Here is a 1,955-nt window from a genome sequence, read left to right on the forward strand (position 1 = left end):
GTTTCAGGTACTGATTGAGTTGATCTTTTATCACCCCGGCCTCACCGCGCACCCAGCCCTCTTCAGGGTTAATTTCGATGATGCGGTTCATATGGCGGGACATATCAACAATAATCCCCTGGTTGAGCGCCTGACCGTTAGTGCCGGTGCCGCCGCCGCGGGGGGTAAAGATCAGCGATGAATAGCGTTCCTGCGCGGCAAGACGGGCGATCAGCGCCACATCTGCGGTTGAACGCGGAAATACCACCGCATCGGGGAGAAGTTGGTAAATACTGTTGTCGGTCGACATTGTCAGACGATCGGCATAACTTGTCGCCGTATCGCCGGTAAAACCTTGTTGCTCCAGCTCTTGCAAAAAATTAAGCACCAGTTGAACGACGCCGGGTGCCTGGGAAATCTGTGGAATCATTATATTGACCCTTTCCTGCGGTCTGTGATGTAGGTCGATACACTATTCTTTCAGGCGGCTGCAATAGCGCACTGAAAGGTGATGTTTATTTACTCTATGGATTTCGAGTTGCAGGAAGGCGGCAAGCGAGTGAACTCCAGGAGCTTACAATAGTAAGTGACTGGGGTGAACGAACGTAGCCGCAGCACATGCAACTTGAAATACGACGAGTAAATCGTTTGCGTGTTGCCTGAGTTGTTGTACCACATTTTTTTCTAACACGCCCATCAGAATTAAGGGCAGAATCGGCCTGTTAAAAACCGCTGAAATTGCTCATCATTATGCAGGTGAGTTTCGCGTGTTCACGTCGCGTCGACGATTTGACGCACAAAAAAGGTGAAAAGTAGTTATGGTAAATGTTCGTCAGCCCAGGGATGTCGCACAAATTCTGCTTTCGGTGCTGTTTTTAGCCATCATGATTGTGGCATGTCTGTGGATTGTTCAACCCTTTATTCTCGGCTTTGCATGGGCCGGTACGGTGGTTATCGCCACCTGGCCGGTATTGTTACGTTTGCAAAAGATCATGTTTGGCCGCCGCTCTCTCGCCGTTCTGGTGATGACGCTGTTATTAGTGATGGTGTTTATCATCCCTATTGCTTTGCTGGTTAACAGTATCGTCGACGGCAGCGGCCCGCTAATTAAAGCCATTTCCAGCGGCGACATGACGTTACCCGATCTGGCGTGGCTTAATACCATTCCGGTGATTGGCGCGAAGCTGTATGCAGGCTGGCACAACTTGCTGGATATGGGGGGGACGGCGATCATGGCGAAAGTCCGCCCTTATATTGGCACCACCACCACCTGGTTCGTTGGGCAGGCGGCGCATATCGGGCGCTTTATGGTGCATTGTGCGCTGATGCTTCTCTTCAGTGCCCTGCTGTACTGGCGCGGTGAACAGGTGGCACAAGGCATTCGCCATTTTGCAACCCGTCTGGCAGGCGTTCGCGGAGATGCCGCCGTACTGCTGGCGGCACAGGCTATCCGCGCGGTGGCGCTGGGTGTGGTGGTGACGGCGTTAGTACAGGCAGTGCTTGGCGGTATCGGCCTCGCCGTATCCGGCGTACCTTATGCAACGTTGCTAACGGTGTTAATGATCCTCTCCTGCCTTGTCCAGCTTGGCCCGTTGCCGGTACTGATTCCGGCGATTATCTGGCTCTACTGGACCGGCGATACCACCTGGGGAACGGTATTGTTAGTGTGGAGCGGTGTGGTTGGCACGCTGGATAACGTCATCCGCCCAATGTTAATTCGCATGGGTGCCGATTTACCGCTGATCCTGATCCTCTCTGGCGTTATTGGTGGTTTGATTGCTTTCGGGATGATCGGTCTGTTTATTGGTCCGGTTCTGTTAGCCGTTTCCTGGCGTCTGTTTGCCGCGTGGGTGGAAGAAGTCCCGCCGCCGACGGACCAACCGGAAGAAATTCTCGAAGAACTTGGCGAAATCGAGAAACCGAATAAGTAATTTCTCATCAGGCGTCTCTGCCGCCTGATTGTTAACCACCGCTAA

General features: G+C 52.9%; 2 protein-coding genes. One reads left to right on the plus strand and one right to left on the minus strand.

Going from position 1 to position 1,955, the window contains the following annotated elements:
* On the minus strand, positions 1–409 hold a 409-nt coding region (locus tag QZF50_RS23540), incomplete at its 3' end, for an FAD-binding oxidoreductase (RefSeq protein WP_290389037.1).
* Between the two features lie 388 nt (positions 410–797).
* Here QZF50_RS23540 and ydiK point away from each other — a divergent pair.
* Positions 798–1,910 (plus strand): AI-2E family transporter YdiK, encoded by a 1,113-nt coding sequence (ydiK, locus tag QZF50_RS23545; RefSeq protein ID WP_000248636.1) that lies wholly within the window; start codon positions 798–800, stop codon positions 1,908–1,910.
* Positions 1,911–1,955: the final 45 nt, after the last annotated feature.

Source organism: uncultured Escherichia sp., from assembly GCF_948475835.1.
Lineage (GTDB): Bacteria > Pseudomonadota > Gammaproteobacteria > Enterobacterales > Enterobacteriaceae > ECMA0423.

Bases quoted from the DNA above. Each gene is read 5' to 3' on its own strand.
- ydiK (WP_000248636.1), top strand. From the start codon at position 798: ATGGTAAATGTTCGTCAGCCCAGGGATGTCGCACAAATTCTGCTTTCG.